The organism is Phascolarctobacterium sp. ET69, from assembly GCF_023336935.1.
GTDB lineage: Bacteria > Bacillota > Negativicutes > Acidaminococcales > Acidaminococcaceae > Fusicatenibacter_A > Fusicatenibacter_A intestinipullorum.
Genome location: NZ_JAMBLR010000003.1, coordinates 35950 through 54657, shown reverse-complemented (window position 1 = coordinate 54657; position 18708 = coordinate 35950). Strand labels below are relative to the sequence as shown.

14 protein-coding genes, 1 tRNA gene and 2 pseudogenes are annotated in these 18708 nt (G+C 48.2%); 8 read left to right on the top strand and 9 right to left on the bottom strand.

Annotation, left to right across the window (positions count from 1 at the left end; all coding sequences use genetic code 11):
* Positions 1-32: 32 nt before the first annotated feature.
* Both M3079_RS09465 and M3079_RS09405 read right to left on the bottom strand, forming a co-directional pair.
* A pseudogene (locus tag M3079_RS09465) lies at positions 33-573 on the bottom strand (DUF362 domain-containing protein); the annotation flags it as partial.
* Positions 574-601: 28 nt separating this feature from the next.
* A pseudogene (locus M3079_RS09405) lies at positions 602-829 on the bottom strand (LysR family transcriptional regulator); the annotation flags it as partial.
* A 323-nt stretch (positions 830-1152) separates the two neighbouring features.
* Between M3079_RS09405 and M3079_RS05455 the strand changes: the two are divergent.
* Both M3079_RS05455 and M3079_RS05450 read left to right on the top strand, forming a co-directional pair.
* Positions 1153-1980, top strand: coding sequence for a carboxymuconolactone decarboxylase family protein (locus M3079_RS05455; protein WP_249077775.1), 828 nt, complete (start codon positions 1153-1155; stop codon positions 1978-1980).
* A 134-nt stretch (positions 1981-2114) separates the two neighbouring features.
* Positions 2115-2540 carry a cupin domain-containing protein gene (locus M3079_RS05450; RefSeq protein ID WP_349293351.1) on the top strand — a complete coding sequence of 142 codons (426 nt, stop codon included), beginning with the start codon at positions 2115-2117 and terminating at the stop codon, positions 2538-2540.
* Positions 2541-2714: 174 nt separating this feature from the next.
* On the opposite strand, the gene M3079_RS05445 is transcribed toward M3079_RS05450, so the two are convergent.
* Positions 2715-2790, bottom strand: a tRNA-Lys gene (locus M3079_RS05445).
* Between the two features lie 102 nt (positions 2791-2892).
* Entirely contained in the window at positions 2893-4068 is a 1176-nt protein-coding gene (locus tag M3079_RS05440) for an MFS transporter (RefSeq protein WP_249077773.1), read from the bottom strand.
* Positions 4069-4427: 359 nt separating this feature from the next.
* Between M3079_RS05440 and M3079_RS05435 the strand changes: the two genes are divergently transcribed.
* Together M3079_RS05435 and M3079_RS09400 are read left to right on the top strand one after the other, a co-directional pair.
* Positions 4428-7346: an acyl-CoA dehydratase activase-related protein gene (locus M3079_RS05435; protein WP_283162446.1), complete on the top strand. Its 2919-nt coding sequence runs from the start codon at positions 4428-4430 to the stop codon at positions 7344-7346.
* 25 nt (positions 7347-7371) lie between these two features.
* Complete coding sequence (locus M3079_RS09400; RefSeq protein WP_283162445.1) at positions 7372-8607, top strand: 2-hydroxyacyl-CoA dehydratase; 1236 nt, start codon at positions 7372-7374, stop codon at positions 8605-8607.
* 68 nt (positions 8608-8675) lie between these two features.
* Here M3079_RS09400 and M3079_RS05430 read toward each other — a convergent pair whose 3' ends face one another.
* The 4 genes from M3079_RS05430 to M3079_RS05415 form a co-directional block, all read right to left on the bottom strand.
* Positions 8676-9662, bottom strand: coding sequence for a hypothetical protein (locus M3079_RS05430; RefSeq protein WP_249077772.1), 987 nt, complete (start codon positions 9660-9662; stop codon positions 8676-8678).
* A gap of 111 nt (positions 9663-9773) precedes the next feature.
* Positions 9774-10676, bottom strand: a complete 903-nt coding sequence (locus M3079_RS05425; RefSeq protein ID WP_249077771.1) for a VirK/YbjX family protein — start codon at positions 10674-10676, stop codon at positions 9774-9776.
* A 59-nt stretch (positions 10677-10735) separates the two neighbouring features.
* On the bottom strand, positions 10736-12853 hold the full coding sequence (locus M3079_RS05420) for an RNA degradosome polyphosphate kinase (RefSeq protein WP_249077770.1): 2118 nt from the start codon (positions 12851-12853) through the stop codon (positions 10736-10738).
* Complete coding sequence (locus M3079_RS05415) at positions 12854-14407, bottom strand: HD domain-containing protein (protein ID WP_249077769.1); 1554 nt, start codon at positions 14405-14407, stop codon at positions 12854-12856.
* Between the two features lie 195 nt (positions 14408-14602).
* Between M3079_RS05415 and M3079_RS05410 the strand changes: the two genes are divergently transcribed.
* Positions 14603-16129 (top strand): Ppx/GppA phosphatase family protein, encoded by a 1527-nt coding sequence (locus M3079_RS05410; protein ID WP_249077768.1) that lies wholly within the window; start codon positions 14603-14605, stop codon positions 16127-16129.
* A 54-nt stretch (positions 16130-16183) separates the two neighbouring features.
* On the opposite strand, the gene M3079_RS05405 is transcribed toward M3079_RS05410, so the two are convergent.
* The gene (locus tag M3079_RS05405) at positions 16184-16654 is read right to left on the bottom strand and encodes a MerR family transcriptional regulator (RefSeq protein WP_249077767.1); all 471 of its coding nucleotides are present in this window, start codon (positions 16652-16654) and stop codon (positions 16184-16186) included.
* 142 nt (positions 16655-16796) lie between these two features.
* Between M3079_RS05405 and M3079_RS05400 the strand changes: the two genes are divergently transcribed.
* From M3079_RS05400 to M3079_RS05390, 3 genes are read left to right on the top strand one after another with little or no spacing between them, the layout of a single operon-like run.
* Positions 16797-17966, top strand: a complete 1170-nt coding sequence (locus tag M3079_RS05400) for an iron-containing alcohol dehydrogenase (protein ID WP_249077766.1) — start codon at positions 16797-16799, stop codon at positions 17964-17966.
* A 33-nt stretch (positions 17967-17999) separates the two neighbouring features.
* Complete coding sequence (locus M3079_RS05395; RefSeq protein WP_249077764.1) at positions 18000-18461, top strand: cupin domain-containing protein; 462 nt, start codon at positions 18000-18002, stop codon at positions 18459-18461.
* Positions 18451-18690 (top strand): carboxymuconolactone decarboxylase family protein, encoded by a 240-nt coding sequence (locus M3079_RS05390; RefSeq protein WP_249077762.1) that lies wholly within the window; start codon positions 18451-18453, stop codon positions 18688-18690. Before M3079_RS05395 ends, M3079_RS05390 begins: the two co-directional genes overlap by 11 nt.
* Positions 18691-18708: the final 18 nt, after the last annotated feature.

Genomic DNA, 18708 nt, shown 5'->3' with positions numbered 1-18708 from the left:
ACCTTCGTTTTACTTATACTATACAAAGCACCTTAATCAATGCTGATAAGCTCATAATTGGGGTTGCCCATTTTCAGTTCTTTCATGTAACTTAACTGGCGCAGGCCTTCGCGGCTTTCAATGCGCTCAATCAGGTCTTTGTTGTCGCTGCCCGGTTTGTCATAAACTAAATCTACGCTCGCCTGGTCAATAGCCAGAATATCCGTTGAAGCGAGAATGCCGATATCGCCGATAGTGGGTTCCGCCGCGCGCACCGGCGCAATCGCAGTCTACGGACATACGGCGCATAACGTTAATGTAAACAATATGTTTGCCGAAAAAATCCGTTACGGCTTTGCCGGCCTCAACCATGTTTTCCATAAAAGCGGCGTTGCGCACGCTAAAGCCCCTGCCGTGCTGCATTATTTTGCCAACCTCACCGTTGGCGCAGCCAATGGCAATGTTTTTAAGCGAACCGCCGTAGCCGCCCATGCTATGCCCTTTAAAATGCGTCAGCACTACCATGCTGTCGTAATCCACAAGGCTTTTGCCTACGGACATTTCCGTAAAGTGCTTGCCCCCGAGCACCGGCAGCAGCTGCAATGGTGCCGTTTTTAAGTTTTTCCGTTTCGCCAAGCAGTTTTTTGCCGTGGCTGTACAGGTATTTCCCGGGTTCAGTCAGCGTAAAGCGGCGCGTGCTGCGCACCAAAAGCTGTACCCCCAGTTCTTTTTCCAGCGACAATATCTGCTGAGATATTGCCGACTGCGATATAAAACATTCTTCGGCCGCTTCTGTAAAGCTGCCGGTGTCCACTACGGTTACGAAATATTTAATCTGCCTCAGCAGCATAAGCCGCCCCTCCTCTCTCAGGAACTGTATTTTTTATTGTAAAGTTTTAACTTTACTTTCAGTCAAGCCGTTACGCAAATTTTCATAAACTTTTCTTATTTTTGCTACAAAGCCATGCCTTGCCGCATAAAAGCATGTTTTTTAGTTATTTACTATCATATATAACAGAGTAAACTTAAAACAAATTGTATTTTTAATGCTATTTATAAGAAATTTTTATGAACATTTTTCAACAGCCCTTGACTTAGAGCCGTCTTCAACTTTTATAATAAAGGCGTAAAAACAAATCCTGCCCAGGGCAGGCTAAAAAGGCAGGGATTATTATGAAAAAAACAGCCAGAATTTTGCTTGCGCTTTGCGCTTGCATGCTTATAGGAGGTAATGCCGCTATGGCACAGGACAGAATGGAAGAAAGCTCCGCTGCCGTTAAAGCCCTTTACGGTACGGAAAATCCGTGCAGCATTAAAGGTGCACCGGAACTTGGCGAGATTATGCAGAAATTTATTTACAGCGATGTGAACAATCAGGTAAAAATGCCTTTGGCGCAAAAAGAGCTGCTGACACTGGCGGTTTTAACTGCCAACAACACTCCGGAAGATATCGGTATTCACGTTAAAGGCGCGTTAAATGCCGGGGCAACGCCCGAAGAAATACGCGAAACCATTTACCAGTGCACGCCTTATGTTGGTTTTGCACGCAGCAAGGCCGCGCTGATTGAAATGCAGATTGCTTTTGAAGAAACAGGCGTAAAACTGCCGCTGGAAAACCAGGGCACAACTACCGACGCCGACCGCATTGCCAAAGGCGAACAAACGCAGGTTGACATCTTCGGCGACCGTATGCGCGGTTTTGCAAATTCCGGCAAAGGCGACCAGGCTCACATTAACAACTGGCTCAGCGGCAACTGCTTTGGCGATTATTACACCCGCAAAGTGCTTGATTTAAAACAGCGCGAGCTGATTACCTTTACCGCAATTATCACGCTCGGCTGCTGCGACCCGCAGGCCAAAGCACATGTTAACGGCAACCTTGGCGTTGGCAACACCCGTCAGGATTTAATTGACGCCGTTACCGTAGCGCTGCCCTACATCGGCTATCCGCGCACGCTCAACGCCATCAGCGCCATTAACGCCGTTGTACCGGCAGAATAAAAAAGTTTCCCCGTTCCGCAAATAAAAAAATCCGCCCGGAGGCGGAAATTTACGAAAGAGGAGCAAAACATATGAAAACTAAAAAACTTTTATTAGCATTATGCGCATTTATGATTATGGGAGGTAATGCCGTTATGGCACAGGAACAAACAATACCTGAAGAATTTGCAAAAGAAAACATTTTTGGGCTCGGCGAAAAAAACGTGGCTTACCAGCAGTATTTTATCGGCCAGAGCTATTTAAACCCGCTGACCAAAGAACGCGTGGGCACAGCCAACGTAACCTTTGAACCCGGCTGCCGCAACAACTGGCATATTCACCACAAAGGCGGGCAGATTTTGCTGGTAACCGCAGGCCGCGGCTACTACCAGGAATGGGGCAAACCCGCGCAGGAACTTAAACCCGGCGACGTTGTAAATATTGCGCCCGAAGTTAAACACTGGCATGGCGCCGCACCGGACAGCTGGTTTGCGCACATTGCCATTGAAGTACCGGCTGAAGGCAGCAGCAACGAATGGCTGGAGCCCGTTACCGACGAAGAATACAGCAAATTAAAATAAACCGCAGTAAACAAGTACGAATAAAGAATCCGCTTACGCAAGTACAACCCCCTCCGCTGTTAAAGCGAAGGGGGTTATTATTATGAGTACCGCAAAATTATTTCAGCTGCCTTTGCCATATAAAACAAAAAGCACTGCAACGCAGGTTACAGTGCTTTGGCTATAAAATAAAAATGGTGATCCACCCGCGACTCGAACGCGGGACACCCTGATTAAAAGTCAGGTGCTCTACCGACTGAGCTAGTGGATCACATCAGTTACTAAAACGTCAAGCCCGTTCCAGCAACAAAATAATTATACAAATTAATCATTGCTTTGTCAAGCATTTTCAATAATTTTTCTGCAAAAATTTTTATGCGCGCTGTAGGTTTCCGGCAGGCCTGCCTGCATAAATTCTTGCGCACACAAACGCAAAACACAGCGCAAGAAAAATTATACCGCCAAACAACATGCTGCCCATTCCCAAAGAGGCTATTATTTCGCCGCACAGCATAGTGCCGAAAGTTGTTCCGAGGTTGGCAGCCGTTAAAAACAGGCCGTTGGCAAAATCAGGTGCTTCCGGCGCGGCAGAGGTAATCCAGTATTGGTTTATATTTACATTAACGCCGCCAATAATGCCCCATACAAGCGTTAATGCCACCACTGCCGGTGCGTAAGCGCCCGTAAAATACACCGCCATATATACGGCCGCCAGTGCCGGGGCAAACAGTGCTGCCGTGTGCAGGGGCGCTTTGGTAAGCAGCCTGCCGCCGATAATATTGCCCAGAATATTGGCACAGCCGTATATAAACAGCACCGCGCTGATATTATTCCACGAAAGGTGCGTAATTTGTTCAAGATAACCGGAATAAAAACCGAATACGCCAAAAACGGCGCCGTTCATAAAAATAATGCCTGCAATAGAAAGCCAGAGCACCGGGCGTTTTAACAGCACCAGCTGTTCCTTGCAGGAAGCGCGCCCCTGTACCGGCAAACGCGGCACAAAAACAAGCGTTGCCGCAAACGCCAGAAGGTTGCCTGCCGCAAATACAGCCATTGCCGCGTCAAGCGAAAAATTGGCCGCTACAAAGCTGCTTATAGGCACGCCCAGCACCATGCCTGCCGAAACGCCTACAATAACTTTGGCAACGGCTTTTAACCGGTCTTTTTCCGGCACGGAAGCACCGGCAACGGAAAAGGCCAGCGAACAGTACACCGGATGCAAAAAAGCAGGCAATACGCGGGCAGCAAGCGCCACGGCAAAATTATCCGTACACATGCCCGCTATATTGCCAAGTGCAAACAACCCCAGCACCAGCAGCATCACTTTTTTGCGTTCCATACCGGAAAACAGCAGCGGCATAACCGGGCCGGAAAACGCTACCGCCAGCGCAAAAAAGCTTATTAAAAGCCCTGCCTGCGGTATGCTTACACCAAAGCGCTCCGCCAGAAGCGGCAAAATGCCTATAACGCCCATTTCGGTATTGATAATGCTGAACACGCCAATGGTTAAAATAAATATCATTAAATTACCGTTTGATTTTAACAATGCAGTTTCTCCTTTAAATTTTTATAATTAAAGCCGCTTTAACAAATTTATTATAAAAAACGCCATTGTTAAAAACAAATACTTAATTTGGCTGTTTTATATGCTTTTTAAGTATAAATTTTTACAAACGCCTGCTGAACTTTTGCATTAAAAATATTTACAAATAAAATAATTGGTGTAATATATAGTATGATGTAAGCAAAAGCTAACCATTACGCATTTCAGTTCAACAATATGCTTTTGAGAAATAAAATACTGGAAAATATTTTAAACTTGTGTTATTATAGAAAGCAGACGCAATTTTAAAAACAATATTTTTTATTAATTAGCAAAAGTCATTCCTAAATGGAGGATTTTATATGCAGATAGGTTTGGATATCGGCAGCACCACTGTAAAAATAGCCGTGCTGGATGATGCCGGAAAACTGCTTTTCAGTAAATATGCCCGTCATGCCAGCCGCATTACGGAAACCATAAAAACCATACTCGAAGAACTTGCCGCGCAGATGCCGTGGCTCAAAACAGCACGTCTTGCCATCAGCGGCAGCGCAGGCATTGGCGTTGCCGAAAGCTGCGGCGTGCAGTTTGTGCAGGAAGTTTTTGCAGAAAAAATATGTACGGAACGCCTTAACCCGGATACGGACGTTGTTATTGAACTGGGCGGCGAAGATGCTAAAATATTATTTTTAGGGCGGCATTTTGACGCCCGCATGAACGACAGCTGTGCAGGCGGCACAGGGGCTTTTATCGACCAGATGGCTTCTTTGCTGAATGTACCGGCCGAAGAACTTGACAAACTGGCAGCCACTGCCAAAACACGCTACACCATTGCCAGCCGCTGCGGCGTATTTGCCAAAAGCGACATTCAGCCCCTTTTAAACCAGGGCGCGGAAAAAAACGACCTTGCTGCAAGCATTTTTGACGCCGTTGCCAGCCAGGCGGTAACAGGTCTTGCCAAAGGCCGCCCCATTAAAGGCAACGTGCTTTACCTTGGCGGCCCGCTGACCTTTTTCAGCTGCCTGCGCGCCAGCTTTGACAAAATTCTAAATTTACAGGGCACCTGCCCCGAAAACAGCTTATATTATGTGGCAATGGGCTGTGCTTTTTGTGCCGAACACACCGTAGACCTTACCACGCTGGCGGAAAAGATGCACGCTGCGGATGCCAACCGCCAGTTTGAGCATTTGCCGCCGCTGTTTAAAAATATTGAAGAATATGACGCCTTTGTTGCGCGCCACAACCGCGACAATGTTCAGCGCGGCGATATTGCAGCCGCCAGGGAAGCCTATCTCGGTATCGACAGCGGCAGCACAACCATAAAAATTGCCGTAGTTGCGCCGGACGGCAAGCTGCTTGATTCTTTTTACCAGAGCAACAAAGGCAACCCGGTTGTCGCCGTGCGCGATTACCTGACCGGATTTTACGAAAAATACCCCAACTGCAAAATACTTGCCGCTGCCGTTACGGGCTACGGCGAAGAACTTATAAAACACGCCTTTCACGCCGATTACGGCATTGTGGAAACCATGGCGCATTTTATTGCTGCCAAAAGCCTTTTGCCGGAAGTGGATTTTATTCTTGACATCGGCGGGCAGGACATTAAATGCCTTAAAATACATAACGGCTGCATCGACAACATCTTTTTAAACGAAGCATGCTCCAGCGGATGCGGCAGCTTTTTACAGACTTTTGCCGGCATTCTCGGTTACAGCGCGGAAGATTTTGCCAAAATAGGCCTTTTTGCCGATAAACCGGTTGACCTTGGCAGCCGCTGTACCGTATTTATGAACAGCAATGTAAAGCAGGCGCAGAAAGACGGCGCTTCCGTTGCCAATATCAGCGCCGGGCTTTCCATAAGCATTGTTAAAAACGCACTGTTTAAGGTTATACGCCCTTCCGGCCCTGATGACCTTGGCAAACACATTGTTGTGCAGGGCGGCACCTTTTTAAACAACTGCGTGCTGCGCGCCTTTGAACAGGAACTGAACCTTGAGGTTGTGCGCCCCGATATAGCCGGTTTAATGGGTGCTTACGGCGCGGCCTTATATGCACAGGAACGCTGCAAGCTGCATCCGCAGGATTCCGCGCTGCTTAAAGCGGAACAGCTTCGCACTTTTTCACATACGGTTAAATCCGTTACCTGCGGATTATGCAGCAACCACTGCCACTTAACGGTAAATATCTTTGCCGACGGCAAACCTTACATCAGCGGTAACCGCTGCGAACGCCCGGTTACGCACTGCGCTCCCAACGACAGCCTGAACCTTTACCGCTACAAGCTGCAATTACTGGAAGAATTTAAGCCTGTACCCGGCAGACGCGGCAAAATCGGCCTGCCGCTCGGCCTTAATATGTACGAACTGCTGCCGTTTTGGCATACCTTTTTTACGGAGCTGGGCTTTGAAGTAATTACCAGCCCCATTTATGACAAAACCATTTTCCAGAAAGGCCAGAACACCATTCCGAGCGACACGGTATGTTACCCCGCCAAAATGATGCACGGCCATATAAAATGGCTGCTGGCGCAGGGCGTTACAAGCATTTTTTACCCCTGCATGACCTACAACGTTGATGAAGACACAGCGCAGAACTGCTATAACTGCCCTGTTGTAGCCTATTACCCCGAAGTTTTGGCAGCAAACATTGAAGAATTAAAAAATATTCACTTCTTTTACGATTACCTTGGCCTTTTAAACAAAAAACTGCTGGCCAAAGAATTATACAAAATGCTGAACCCCGTTTATCCGGACTTAAGCAGTGCGGAAATTAAAAACGCGCTTACCCCCGCTTTTAAGGCTTACCGGGATTTTGAAGCCCGCGTTAAGGAGCAGGGCAAAAAAATAACTGAAGAAGCCTTAAGCAAAAACATGCCGGTTATTATCCTTGCAGGGCGCCCGTACCATACCGACCCTAAAATTAACCACGGCATAGACCGCCTTATTACCGGGCTGGGCGCCGCTTTAATCAGCGAAGACTCTGTAAGCGGCAATATTGACCGCAAAGATTTGAACAAAGACCTGGAAGTTTTAAACCAGTGGACCTATCACAGCAGGCTGTATGCCGCCGCTAAATTTGCCGCGCAGAACCCTGCCATGAACCTTGTTCAGCTTGTAAGCTTCGGCTGCGGCTGCGACGCCATTACGGCCGACGAATGCCGCCGCATACTGGAAGAAAGCGGCAAAATTTACACCCAGATAAAAATTGATGACATTGAAAACCTTGGTGCGGCACGCATAAGGCTGCGCAGCCTGTTTGCGGCACTTGGCTTTGAATGCTGAAATAATTTTTGAAGGAGCAATTTTTATGTCAGAAACTGTGCTACCGGTTTTTACCAAAGAAATGAAAGCTACGCACACCATACTTGTGCCGAATATGCTGCCGTTTCATTTTGCCTTGCTGCGTTCCGCGCTGCAAAGCTGTGGCTACAAAGCCGAAATTTTACAGAACACCGGCCGCAACGTTATTGAAACAGGGCTGAAATACGTTAACAGCGATATATGTTACCCGGCGCTGCTTGTTATCGGGCAGATTATAAGCGCGCTGGAAAGCGGCAGATACGACCTCAGCAAAACGGCCGTTATGCTCAGCCAGACCGGCGGCGGCTGCCGCGCTTCCAATTATATATACCTTCTGCGTAAAGGCATGGAAAAAGCAGGGCTCGGCAATGTGCCAATCATCAGCCTTAATGTAAACGGCATGAACGAGCAGCCCGGCTTTGAGCTTAACCTTGCCATGATAAAAAAATTTATGGCCGCCATTATTTACGGCGACACTTTAATGTACCTTGCCAACAAAACCCGCCCCTACGAAACCATTAAAGGCGCGGTGGACGAACTGGCAGGCAAATGGCTGAACAGACTTGAAACCGCTTTTATGGAAGGCAAGGCGCAGGCTACCGGAACCATGAAGCAGCTTTCGCGCGCTCTGGCGGAGGATTTTGCCGCCCTGCCGCAAAAAGCGGAGCATAAAATAAAAGTTGGCATTGTCGGCGAAATTTACATTAAATACGCAGGGCTTGGCAACAACAATTTGGAGCAGTTTTTACAGAAGCAGAACTGCGAATACATGCTGCCGGGGCTGCTGAACTTTATTATGTACTGCGCCGACACTTACTTAACAGACTACAAACTGTACGGCGGCAAATTTTTTAAATACGGCATATCCAAAATGGCAATGCTTTATTTAAAACGCCTCGAAAAAATTATGCTTTCCGCACTTTCCACCCCGCCCTTTAAGCCGCCCGCTTCTTACGAAGAAACCAAAGCGCTTGCCAAAGGCGTTATTGGCTACGGCAACAACATGGGCGAAGGCTGGCTTTTAACAGCCGAAATGCTGGAACTTGCCAAAAACGGCTACAACAACATCATCTGCGCACAGCCCTTCGGCTGCCTGCCCAACCATATAGCCGGGCGCGGCATGCTTAACAAAATCAAGGAAATTGCCGAAAATGCCAATATCCTTCCTATCGACTACGATTCCAGCGCTTCCAAAGTAAATCAGGAAAACCGCATTAAATTAATGCTGGCTACCGCCGAATAAAATTTTAAACAAAAAATTACCCCGTTGCCAAAAAACTGACAACGGGGTTTATTTTTACCGTTATTTAATTAATTGCTGCCCTGATAAACCATACCCTGAATATCGGTATCGGCTTTAACCTGTACAAAGGTGGTGGAGCCTGCCGGAATATTTACGGATTTACCGGTTACAAAAGCACCGCCGATAATACCTACCGGGCCAAGCACTACCATACCGCCGATAGCAGCGCCTGCTGCACCGGCAACGGTTTCGGCTGTCTGTTTGGCAACATCGCCGAGGAATACTTTAACGCGGGTATTATCAATAGCGTAAATGAAGCCAAAATCAACATCAATGCGGGCATCCTGGCCGAACATACGCGGTCCTACAACCTTGGTTACCTTGCCAACGCCTTCAGCGCCTTTCGGCAGTACCAGCACATCATTAACAAAAACATTGTCGGCAACTTTGTATTTTACAACATCGCCTGCTTTTGCGGTTTTGCTGCTGAGGTCTTCGGCAAATTCAAGCTTGATTACGGAATCTTTCGGCAGAGTTACGGTTTCCACAACAACAATGCCGTCCTGGAAAGCAAGGTTTGCCAGTGCTTCAAGACGTCCAGCAAGAGAGCCTGCGCCAACTTCGCCGTTCAGCATGGTTTCCAGTGCTTCAATGCGGCTTTTGGCCGGGCCGCCTGCCGTGCTTTCAGTAAACTGCCATTCAACGGCGTTCAGCTTGGTTAAAAAGCTTGCTTCGCCGCTGCCGGCATAACCGTTGATATAATCATACAAATTATCAACTCTATTTAAAATAGGGTCAGTGGTAATGGTGCCGTAAACGTCATCTTCAAGGCTGTCCATTCTGCTGACCAGTGCGCCTGCCTGTTCTGTACCGTACAGGGTAACTTCCAATGCGCCCATTTTTTCACTGGCAGACATTGTTTTCGGCGCAGCGGAGGCTTCAATGGCAGCGCTGGCGGAAATTTCGTCACCTGCTGCGGCTAAAGCTACGCCCGGAAAGGCAGATGTAACAGTAAGTGTTAACGTTAAAAATAAAGTAAGGAGTTTTTGTTTCATTTCATTACCTCCGTGCAAAAATATATATTAATTATATCATAAAAAGGCTTAAAAAAACAGTAAACTAATTGAAAACCGGGCAAGCATTAAAGCAAAGCCCGGTTTTATTTATTATTTTAAATATTTTGCAAAACTTGCCGCTACGGCATCTTTCATTTCGTCCATTTTGGCAAAGCGCCTTCTGTGCTGGGCACGTTTGGAAGGCTTCAGTTCCTCCATGGATTTTCGGTATTCGGGAATAGGTATTTTGTAAAAACGCTTGTCGTCAAGCTGCGTTCCTTCACATTCCTGCCAGAAGGCATCCAGCGAAGTTTTCAGTTTGCGGTCCACGCGGATATGGTTCATAGCATAATAGCCTTCGTTGCTGACGGCGTAAATGCTTTCGCAGCCCAATGCCGCCGCCACGTTGCGGATACCGTAAAAAATAAGGTTTTTGGTACGGTAGCCGTAAAAGGCTTTGGTCAGCCCTTTGATAACCTCCGAGCCGTTGGGAGTTCCCTGCAATGCGCCAATCCACAGCGCCGGTTCGCCGTTTTTGCCGGGCGCCAGCCAGAACATAATCTGGTACAGCGCTTCTTTATCCCACATCAGCACTATCGAAAGGCATCCTTCCTTGCGCTGCCCGGCGTGAAACCATAATTCCAGCGTCAGCGGCTTTTCTTCGTAGCTGTCTTCCCACAGGCGAAGCATTTCGCCATCTGCATAAAGCCTGCGCAGGGCGTCTTCGGTTAACTTGCTTTCCAAAAATTCCACATGCCCTTTTACAAGGCTGATGCGTTCATCATAGGTAGAATTTTTGTAAAAGAACTGCCTTGTCGCCTGCTCCACAAAACTTGTTGTATGGCGCAGCATATCACGGCGCAGCGGCGTTGCCGCAAAGAAATCCAGCAGGCCGCCAATCTGCTCGCTGTGCAGCATGCAGCGGCAACGGAAAACAACGTACCTTTTCCATTCTTTCAAGCGTTTGGTATTGTACAGGCTATGCCCGATATGTTGTAAAATTTCTGTATCCATGTCAGCCTCGCAATTGTTTGATATGTTACATTATACCATATTGCAGGCCTTACTGCCAGTTATGCTTTGTCGCGGTCATACATCGGGCGCAGGCGGTCCTGCATGGGAATCTTGTCGGCAGCTGCCGTTAAAAGTGCCCATTCATACAGCGTACTCTGCGCGCCAACAGGTTCCAGGCGGTTGGTAACGCGGCGGTAAGTGCCGTTGGATTGCATCATGTGCGCGCCGACGTTATCGCGCAGGTACAAATCAAGCACTTTTTTAATACGCTCGATATGCGCCGGCGTTTCAACCGGGAAGAACAGTTCAACGCGGTCGTTAAGGTTACGCGGCATCCAGTCTGCACTGGAGAGGAAAAGCTGTTCCTTGCCGCCTCCCTGGAACCAGAAAATACGGCTGTGTTCCAGCTGCCTGCCGACAATGCTGCGTACGGTAATGTTGTCGCTGATGCCGTCCATGCCAGCGCGCAGGCCGCAGATACCGCGGATGATAAGGTCTATTTTAACGCCCGCCATGGAAGCCTCGTACAGTTTCTGAATAACGGGGTAGTCAATCAGCGAGTTCATTTTGGCAATGATATGCCCGGTACCGCCTTTTTTAACAATGCTGATTTCGTTGTCGATAAGTTCATAAATCTTTTTGCGCAGTCCGAGCGGAGCCATAACCAGTTTGTTCCATACCGGCGGGTCCGAATAACCGGACAGCACATTGAAGAACGCCGAAGCATCGCTGCCAAACTGATCATTGGCCGTCATCAGGCCCATATCGGTATAAAGTTTGGCCGTATTATCGTTGTAGTTGCCTGTGCCAAGGTGTACATAACGCTTAATGCCGTCTGCTTCCTTGCGCACAACCAGAATAATTTTGGCGTGGGTTTTAAGGCCCATCAAACCGTAAATTACGTGGCAGCCTGCTTCTTCAAGCCTGCGTGCCCAGATAATATTGTTTTCTTCATCAAAGCGCGCTTTTAATTCTACCAGTACCGTTACCTGCTTGCCGTTTTCGGCAGCGCGGGCCAGTGCTGCAACTATCGGCGAGTTGCCGCTGACGCGGTAAAGCGTCTGCTTGATGGCAAGTACGTTCGGGTCGTCGGCAGCGTCGCTTACAAATTTAACTACCGGGTCAAAGCTTTCATAGGGGTGGTGCAAAAGCACGTCGCGTTCACGCAGAACTTTAAAGATGTCGCTGTCGTCCGGCAGTTCCAGCGGGCGCTGCGGCACAAATGGCTCATACAGCCAGGGCCACATGCCCGGCAGCGAAGCAAATTTAAAGAAGCAGGTTGCGTCAAGCGGTCCGTTAATTTCATAAACCTCCTGCTCGGTAATGTCCAGATTATCGTGCAGGAATTTTCTGATGCGGCTGTTGGCCTTATTGTAAATTTCCAGCCTTACGGAAGCGCCGCGCGTACGTTTACGCAGGGATTTTTCCACTTCTTTCAGCAGGTTGTCGATATCGTCCTCGTCAAATTCCAAATCGGCGTCGCGCGTAATACGGAACGGCACAACATCCAGAATTTTGCAGCCGCTGTACAAATCGGAGCAATGCTCGTTAATAACGTCTTCCAAAAATACAAAGCTGCGTTTTTCCTCGCTGGGAACTTCCAAAAGGCGCGGCAGTACGGAAGGCACCTGCACGATACCCATGCTGTCTTCGCCTTCCTGGTTGGTAAGTTCTACCGCAAGGTTCAGCGTTTTGTTTGCCAAAAACGGAAACGGGCGCGAGGCGTCAACAGCCATCGGCGTCAGTACCGGGAAAATTTCTTCCTGATAATAAGCCTCCAGCCAGCGGCGGCCTTTTTCGCTCAATTCGCTTACGCGGCAAATGTAAATGCCAGCCTCGCGCAGCTCCTTAACCAGCGAAAGCAGATATTTGTTTAACAGCTTCATCTGGTCATGAGCTGCTTTGCTTATTTCTTCAAGCTGGGCTTTAACGGTAAGCCCTGCCGCGTCGCGTTTGTTAATGCCGTTTTCGTACTGGTCCCACAAGCCTGCCACGCGCACCATAAAAAACTCATCAAGGTTAGACGCAGTAATGGCAACAAATTTCAAGCGTTCCAAAAGCGGCGTGGTTTTTACGCCGGCTTCGCGCAGTACGCGCAGGTTAAATTTTAACCAGCTGAGTTCGCGGTTAAAAAAGTATTCCGGTTTATTAAGATTAATTTTTTCGTTCTTTTCCATTTATCTGTCCACCCGTTCCAAAACTGCCTGTAATCCGTAAACTTCTTCAAAGAAGGATGCCTTAGAAGCAAAAGTCCATTCTTCTATCGTCAAATCTTCAAGGGTAACGGCTTCCACCTTCATTACGCCGTTTTTAACGTTAACGCGGCAGCTTTTGATTTTTTGCTTATAGCTGCGGTCCATTGCATCTGCAAGACGCACCAGCGCAGCTATTTTTGCTACCAGCGGCATAATTTCCTGCGACATTTCTTCCACTTCGGCATGGCGTTTGCCGCTGAACAGCCTGTGCGCATGGTAATAGCTTGCCAGCGCCACTATTTTTTTATCCATTTCGCTGAAGCCTAAAATGTCGCACGACATAATCAGCATATAGCTGTACAGCGAATGGCTGCGCAGCGAAACGTATTTGCCGATATCGTGCAGCAGCGCTGTTGCCTGCAAAAGAATGCGGCTGTGGCTGTCAAGCCCGTGGTGTTTGCCGAGTTTATCGAACATGGCAAGGGCAAGCTTGGCCACCTGGCGCGAATGTGCTTCGTCATACTGGTAACGCTCACCAATGCTGTACAGGAGGCTGAGCTGCTCCTGTTCAAGCTCGTCGGCATAATCTTTGCTGGCTTTCGGTCCGATATGCAAAAGACAGATGCCGTCAATAAAGCGGTCATCCGTAAGGATAATTTCCTGAACCGGCACCAGTGCCAGAAGCTGCTCGTACAGCAAAATTGTCGGCACAACCAGTTCGGCCACATCTTCGTTGATTTTAAACACTTTAATAATCTGCGGCAGGTTCAGCTCATGCACGGTTTTAAACAGCTGCATGAACTGTTCCGTTTTAATGCGGATAACGCCGGCTTTAAATTCAACGCCCATCATCTGCAGCAGAAGTTCCGATTCCGCACCTGTCAGCACAAGATAATGTATCTGCTCGTTTTTCAACGCGTCCCTTACCGCGCCCATCGTACTTGAAAGGTATTCGGCAAGAGCCTGGTTGAACTTCATTGAACTGCGCTGATTGCGGTTAAAGCTTTCCTTAACGCGGATAACGCCGATATTAAGGTTCTGCTGGTAGCGTATAATATTATCTTTTACAAAAGTAATGCCAAGCCCGCCAGAGGAAATATCCATCATCAGCATGCTCTCGTCAACGCCGGTCAGGCCGTCAAGCTTCATGGTGCGGCGTATGGAAGCATACTTGGTATAAATTTCTTCCGGAAGGTCAATAACCGTTACTTTCAAGCCCGTCCTGATATAAATCTGGTCTAACAGGAACACGCGGTTTAAAGCCTCGCGCACTGCGGTTGTTGCCTGCATGCTGTATTCTTCAACTTCGTATTCCGTCATCAGGCGTTTAAAGCCAACCAAAAGCTCGCAAATTTCATTTACCATGCTGAACGGAATGATTTTGTTTTTGAAGGTTTCTTCGCCTAGGCGTACGCGGCGGTTGCATTCCTCCAGAACTTTCATGTTGTTTAAATTGCGGTACTGCACAATCTGCATGCTTATCATCTCAGAGCCGAGATGTATTGCTGCAAAAATTTTATATTGTTTTTTTCTCACATGACCACCTCATTAAAGCATTATATATTAATTCGACACAGCACCCTTAAATCCTTGCCTTTAACAATTTTTTTACAGCGCCTTACCATCCTTTTTACAAATTATGCGTTTTTTTGCAGGATTTTTTACTTTTTCCGGTAAATATATATTTATTATGCGGTTTTACTGAATGTAAAATGACGGGAGGTATGTATTTTGCAGAGGATAGCTATTATAGATATCGGTTCTAACTCAGCGCGCCTTGTTATAACTCATATTTATAAAAACGGTGCCTATAACATGGTATACAACCAGAAAGAAGCCCTGCGCCTGAGCCAGAAAATTGACAAAAACGGCAACCTTACGCAGCAGGCGTTTACAGACACCATTGAAACCATGAAAAGCTTTGCCTATATGTGCAAACTGTACCACGCAGACAGGATTATTGCCGTGGCAACGGCTGCCATCCGCAATGCGGGCAACGGCGCGGAGCTTACGCGCCTCGTACAGCGTGAAACAGATATTAACCTGCACATTATAACGGGCAACACCGAAGCCTATATCAGTTACCTCGGCGTTATCAACACCCTTCCCTACCACAGCGGCATTATTTTCGACCTGGGCGGCGGCAGCACGGAGCTGATTCTGTTTCAGGACCGCAAAATACTGGAATCCGTTTCCGTTCCTATCGGCGCAGTAAACACCACCGCACTTTTTAATACACGCGACACCGTAAGTTCTTCCGTTTACGGCGAGTTGAGCTTCTTTCTGCGCACGCGCCTTGCGGAATACCCCTGGCTGAAACAGCCCAAGCTTCCGCTTATCGGCGTAGGCGGCACGGCGCGTACCATTGGCAAAATGCACCAGCGCGCCACAAAATACCCCACAACAAAAATCCATAACTATAAATTAACGGTGCAGGCCTTCCGCGGCATTTTTAACCGCCTTAAAAACAGCACGCTTGAAGAACGCCGCAAAATATCAGGACTCAGCAGCGACCGCGCCGATATCATCATTGCCGGCGCTGCCATTATTAACGCGCTTTTTGAAGTTACCGGCAGCAAGCAGCTTATAACCAGCGGCTGCGGCCTGCGCGAAGGGCTGTTTTACGATTACTATTCCAAAGAACGCGGCATACCGCTTATTGCCGAAGATATCCTGGCGCGCAGCACGGATAATATTTTAAACCTTTACACGCCCGACCTCACGCACAGCCACCATATTACCAATCTGGCGCTGACCATGTTTGATGCCTGGAAACCGCTGCACGGGCTTGGCAAAAACTGTCGCCGCCTGCTTAAAACGGCAGCGCTGCTGCACGACATAGGCATTACCATTAACTTTTACAGCCACGCGCGCCACAGTGCCTATATGATTCAAAACGCGAAGCTTTTCGGGCTTACGCATAAAGAGCAGCTGCTGGCTTCGGCCGTTGCAGGCTGGCATAATGGTATTTCCAAAAGCTATTTTTCGCGCGACCCGCTGTATATGACCATGCTTACGGAAAACAACTGGCAGACTGTAAGCAGGCTGGCGCTGCTTTTGGCCCTGGCCGAAAGCCTTGATTACACGCAGACCGGTATTTTAAGCATTACACGCGCCGGAATAAATAACGAAGGCGCCTTTTTGGAACTGAAAGAACACGGCAACCCCGTTATTGAACTGCACCAAATACGCGCACATTTAAAATGGTTCTTTAAAACTTTCGGCAAACCGCTGCATTTTAAAGTAACGGAAGATTGAACATAAAAACAAAAAGCAGAAACGCATTTGCGTTTCTGCTTTTTTGTTTGCCTTTTAATTTAAATCGTCGGCCTTGGCATGGATTATTTTTAAGCGGCGGCGGGCAGCGCGCAGGTTTTCCGGCACTTCTTCTTCCGGCATATTGCGCGGCACCGAAGTTGTGCCCGCTTTATCGGCAGTGCTGTAATACCATACTTTATAATCCAGCACATCCATTGTCTGCTGTAATTTTTCCATCTGTTCCTTAACGCTTTCGCGCTGGCGGATAATCATCTGCAAACGTTCTTTAATGGTGCTGTCACCGGCAATAACCATTTCGATAAACCGTTTGATATCTTTAATGCCCATGCCGGTATTTTTTAAACAGTCGATAACAAGCAGCCATTCATAGTCGCTGTCCTTAAACATGCGGATGCCGCTTTCGCTGCGCTCCACAAACGGAAGCAGGCCTTCTTTATCATAGTAGCGCAAAGTGGAAGGCGTGGTGTTTAAAATTTTAGCCATTTCACCGACAGTATAAAACATTTTTTATCACTCCCTTAAAAAGTTCACAATTTTGCCATTGACTTAAAGTGCGCTTTAACTTATACAATTTACTTAAACTTACAAGTTGATTATAGCATATAACCACAAATAAGCAAACATTTTATTTTGGGAGGCATAAAAAATGGATTTTAACATGTATGTTCCGACAAAAATCTTATTTGGCGCAGGCACTTTAAATGAGCTTGGCAAACAGCAGCTGCCCGGCAAAAAAGCCGTTATTATTATTTCCAACGGCAAATCAACCCGTGCCAACGGTTATTTAAGCCGCACCGAAGACCAACTGGCGCAGGCAGGCGTAACCACAAGCGTTTTTGATAAAATTCAGCCCAACCCGCTGAAGGAAACCGTTATAGAAGGCGCGGCCTTTGTTAAAGCGCAGGGCGCGGATTTTATTGTTGCACTGGGCGGCGGCAGTGTTATCGACAGCGCCAAAGCCATTGCCATTATGGCAGCCAATCCCGGCGATTTATGGGATTACATTGCAAGCGGCACCGGCAAAGGGCAGCCCATAAAAAATAAACCGCTGCCAATCGTTGCCATCAGCACCACGGCAGGCACCGGCAGCGAAGCTGACGCCGGCTGCGTCATTACCAACCCAGAAACGAACGAAAAAGTCGGCCTGAAAACACCGGACCTGTTCCCCGTACTGTGCATTGAAGACCCGGAACTGATGAAAAGCGTACCGGCACATTACACTGCTTATCAGGGCTTTGACGCGCTTAGCCACAGCCTTGAAGGTTATATCTCCAAATTCGCCAACCTTATGAGCGATATGTACGCCATCACCGCCATTGAAAACGTCGGCCGCTATCTGGCACGCGCCGTTAAAGACGGCAATGACATTGAAGCAAGAACGCACGTTGCTTTCGGCAATATTCTTTCCGGCACGGTAATGTGCGTAGGCACCACCAGCAGCCAGCATTCGCTGGAACACGCGCTCAGCGCTTACCACCCCAACCTTCCGCACGGCGCAGGGCTGATTATGTTAAGCCGCGCATATTTCGGCAACGTAATTTCCCACCATGCCTGTGATGAACGCTTTATCCGCATGGCAAAAGCCATGGGCATGGAAAACGCCGATAAACCGGAAGACTTTTTAACAGTACTGCAAAAACTTTTGGAAGACTGCGGCGTGGCAGACCTTAAAATGAGCGATTACGGCATTACGCCGGAGGAATTCCCCAAAATGGCAGACAACGCCATGGGCCCGATGGGCGGCCTGTTCGCCTGCGACCGCGTTGCGCTTACCAAAGAAGACGTTATCGGCATCTACCAGAAATCATATAAATAATTTGCTGCATTGCGCAGAAAGAAAGGAGCTTTTATGAACAGGATTTTTAAAACACTGGCGCTTGCCGCCGCAATTACGGCTATGGCAGTTCCCGCCTTTGCGGCAGAAAGCGCGCTGCTGCACCAAACCGTAAAGAGTCCGCAGAAACTGGAAGTAAAATCTGCCGGAAGCGAACATTTTACCGGCGAAGTTGTAACGGCTGCCCTTTACGGGCCGCAGGCACCTTCCAAAAGTTATGCCGCCACTGTTACCTTCAGCCCCGGCGCACGCACTTACTGGCATATCCACGAAATGGGCCAGACCTTAATTGTTACCGAAGGCACCGGCTGGACGCAGGAATGGGGCAAAAAGCCTGTAATGCTTAAACCGGGCGACATTGTGCGCTGCCCGCCTTGCCAAAGGCACCGAAATCCAGACCGCCATCAGCGGCCGCGTTGTAACCAACGAATTTGCGCCAATCATCAACACATTCCTGCGCGAGCATTTGTTTTATGACATTTTTGCACGCGACGTACTTACCTGGCAGCAGCGCGAACTGGCAACCGTAGGCGCGCTGGCAGGCATCGGCAACGTAAACCCGCAGCTTACTTCGCACTTCCGCGCGGCCATGAACACCAGGCTTACACCGGCACAATTACAGGAAGCTGTTAATGTACTGAACGAAACCGTAAGCACCGACACCGGCAGCAACGCACAGGCAGTTTTAAATAATGTTTTGAAATAACGGACGGACATAAACAGA